Raw genomic sequence first — 3,127 nt, forward strand, 5'->3', positions numbered from 1 at the left:
GCGCGCCGACCGCGACGAGCGAGGGGGCGAGCGCGGGCAGGAATCCCGCGACGGCGAGGGCCAGCGCGAGCACGAGGCCGCCGGCGATCCGCTCGGTCGGAGTGACCCCGGTGAGCCCGAGCAGCAGATGGAGGGCGGCGAGCAGCGCCCCGGCGATCGGCAGGGCCGCCGGTCGGTCGAGGAGGGCGCGCATGAGGACCACGCTACGGGTCCGCGCGCCCGGGGGCGTCGTCCTGGAGGGTGACCGCGGTCGTCCTCCGGCGTCAGAAGCCCAGGCGCCCCAGCAGCTTCGGGTCGCGCTGCCACTCCTTGGCGACCTTCACCCGGATGGAGAGGAACACGCGGCGGCCCAGCAGGCGCTCGATCTGCTCGCGGGAGACGGCTCCCACCTCGCGCAGGCGCTGGCCGCCCTTGCCGATGATGATGCCCTTCTGGCTGTCGCGCTCCACGAAGACGTTGGCGTAGATGTCGATCAGCGAGCCGTCCTCGCGCTCGACCATGTCGTCGAGTGTCACGGCGAGGGAGTGCGGCAGCTCGTCCGAGACGCCCTCGAGGGCGGCCTCGCGGATGAACTCGGCGATCCGCGAGGACAGGTCCTCGTCGGTCACCGCCTCCTCCGGGTAGAGGGCGGGCGAGACGGGCATCAGGCGCAGGAGCTCGACGGCCAGGACGTCCAGCTGCTCCTCGGTCACGGCCGAGATCGGCACGATCGTGTCCCACTCGCGCAGCTCCGAGACGGCGAGCAGCTGCTTCGCCACGGACTTCTTCGAGGAGAGGTCCACCTTCGAGACGATCGCGACCTTCCGGGCGCGCGGGAAGGAGTCGAGCTGCTCGTTGATGAAGCGGTCTCCCGGGCCGATCGGCTCGTCCGCGGGGAACAGCATCCCGATGACGTCGACGTCGCCGAGGGTCGAGGTGACGAGCGAGTTCAGCCGCTCTCCGAGGAGCGTGCGCGGCCGGTGGATGCCGGGGGTGTCGACGACGATCAGCTGGCCGTCGGTGCGGTGCACCACGCCGCGGATAGCGCGCCGCGTGGTCTGGGGCTTCGAGCTCGTGATGGCGATCTTCTCGCCGACGAGGGCGTTCGTGAGCGTCGACTTGCCCACGTTCGGGCGGCCGACGAAGGACACGAAGCCCGCCCGGTAGGGAGCGGCGGCGGGAGTGGTGTCGGTCATCGTGCGTCCTCGTGCTGATCGCCCGTGGCTCCGCGGGTGGGAGCCGTGCTCGGGCTGGGGGTGGTGGTGCCGCCGTCCGCGATGATCGCGACGGGGCCGGTGCCGGGCTCGCCGGCGGTGTCCAGATCGGGATCGCGGCGGACGATCACCGTGGAGATGGTCCCACGGCGCGGGTCCGCCTGCTCGGCCGCGAGCAGCACTCCGCCGATCCGCGCCGTCGCGCCGCGCTCGGGGAGGCGCCCGTAGGCCTTGGTCAGCAGTCCGCCGACCGAGTCGACGTCGTCGTCCTCGAGGTCGAGCTCGAACAGCTCGCCGAGCTCGTCCACCGGCAGGCGCGCCGAGACGCGGTAGACCCCGGGCGCCGTCTCCTCGAAGAGGTCGACCTCGCGGTCGTACTCGTCGGAGATGTCGCCGACGAGCTCCTCGATGAGGTCCTCCAGCGTCACCAGGCCCGCGATGCCGCCGTACTCGTCGACCACCATCGCGAGGTGGTTGGACTCGAGCTGCATCTGGCGGAGCAGCTCGTCGGCCTTCTTCGACTCGGGCACGAACAGCGCGGGGCGCGCGAGATCGGCGACCGTGTCGTCGTCGTCCGGCCGCTCGTAGGTGTGCCGGGCCACGTCGCGCAGGTAGAGCACGCCGAGGACGTCGTCGACGCCGTCGCCGATGACGGGGAGCCGGGAGATGCCGCGGCTCAGCAGGAGCCCCATGCCGGCGCCGACGGAGGAGGTCGCCTCGATCGTCACCATGTCGGTGCGGGGCACCATCACCTCGCGGACGAAGGTGTCGTTGAACTCGAAGATCGAGTGGATCAGCTCGCGGTCGTCCTGCTCGAGCACGTCCTGCTCGGTCGCCTCGTCGACCATGCTGAGCAGCTGCTCCTCGGAGGAGAACCCCGCCGAGCGCCCGGTCCCCGGGGTCACCCGGTTGCCGAGGGCCACGAGCCCGTGCGCGACCGGGCCCAGCGCGAGCCGGAGAACGTGCACGAGGGAGGCGCTGGTGGACAGGACCGCGCGGGCGTTGGCGCGCCCGACGCTGCGGGGGCTGGAGCCGACCAGGACGAACGAGACCGCCGCCATGATCAGGACCGCCAGCAGGAGCGCGAGCCAGAGCTGCGGGACCTCGACGACCAGCACCGTGGTGACGAACACCGCGGCCGTCGTCTCGGCCGCGATCCGCGAGAAGTTGACGACGTTGACGTGGGCGCTCATGTCGCCCGCGATCGCGCGGAGAGCGCGGGCGCTGCGGGAGTGCTGGGCCATGTCGAGCAGGTCGCTGCGCGAGAGGACGCCGAGTGCGGCGTCGGTCGCGGCGAACCAGCCGCCGACGGCGACGAGCGCGAGGGCGGCGATGAGGAGCTGGAGAGTGGGCAAGGCGCGCTCTAGCGGCGTCGCTCGCTGATGTGGAAGCCGACCAGGATGTCGCGCTGGATGCCGAACATCTCGCGCTCCTCCTCCGGCTCGGCGTGATCGAAGCCGAGCAGGTGCAGGAGCCCGTGGGCGGTCAGCAGCTGCAGCTCGTCGAGCACGGAGTGGCCGGCCGACTCGGCCTGGGACTGCGCGACCTGCGGGCAGAGCACGATGTCACCGAGGAGCCCCGCGGGGGTCTGCTCGTCCTCGGTCCCGGGACGCAGCTCGTCCATCGGGAAGCTGAGCACGTCGGTCGGCCCCGGCTCGTCCATCCACTGCACGTGCAGCTGCTCCATCGCGCCCTCGTCGACCAGCACGATCGCGAGCTCGGCGTCGGGGTGCACGTGGAGCGAGTCGAGCGCGTAGCCGGCGAGGCGCAGCAGGGCGGCCTCGTCGACGGGGACGCTCGACTCGTTGTTGATCTCGATGCTCACGGGGGCGGGTCTTCCTTCGGTTCGGGAGCGGCTGGGCTACCTGCCCGGCTCGCTCACCGACAAGATCGACCCGTACCTGCGCCCGCTCTACGACGCGCTGAACGAGATG

Annotated in this window: 4 protein-coding genes and 1 pseudogene; 1 reads left to right on the top strand and 4 read right to left on the bottom strand. The window is 71.7% G+C overall.

The genetic code is table 11. The features are described from left to right. From C5C27_RS17050 to ybeY, 4 genes are all read right to left on the bottom strand, one after another. Positions 1-193: hypothetical protein (locus tag C5C27_RS17050; protein ID WP_146079750.1), on the bottom strand; the 193-nt coding region annotated here is incomplete at its 3' end. Between the two features lie 70 nt (positions 194-263). Beyond that, positions 264-1,175, bottom strand: coding sequence for a GTPase Era (gene era, locus C5C27_RS17055; RefSeq protein ID WP_104223426.1), 912 nt, complete (start codon positions 1,173-1,175; stop codon positions 264-266). Then, on the bottom strand, positions 1,172-2,548 hold the full coding sequence (locus tag C5C27_RS17060; protein WP_104314994.1) for a hemolysin family protein: 1,377 nt from the start codon (positions 2,546-2,548) through the stop codon (positions 1,172-1,174). Before C5C27_RS17060 ends, era begins: the two co-directional genes overlap by 4 nt. 8 nt (positions 2,549-2,556) lie before the next feature. Beyond that, positions 2,557-3,018: an rRNA maturation RNase YbeY gene (gene ybeY, locus C5C27_RS17065; protein WP_104223424.1), complete on the bottom strand. Its 462-nt coding sequence runs from the start codon at positions 3,016-3,018 to the stop codon at positions 2,557-2,559. Positions 3,019-3,043: 25 nt separating this feature from the next. On the opposite strand from ybeY, the pseudogene C5C27_RS17070 reads away from it, so the two are divergent. Next, positions 3,044-3,127: pseudogene (locus C5C27_RS17070) on the top strand (PhoH family protein); the annotation flags it as partial.

It is taken from the genome of Rathayibacter sp. AY2B7 (assembly GCF_002931635.1).
GTDB lineage: Bacteria > Actinomycetota > Actinomycetes > Actinomycetales > Microbacteriaceae > Rathayibacter.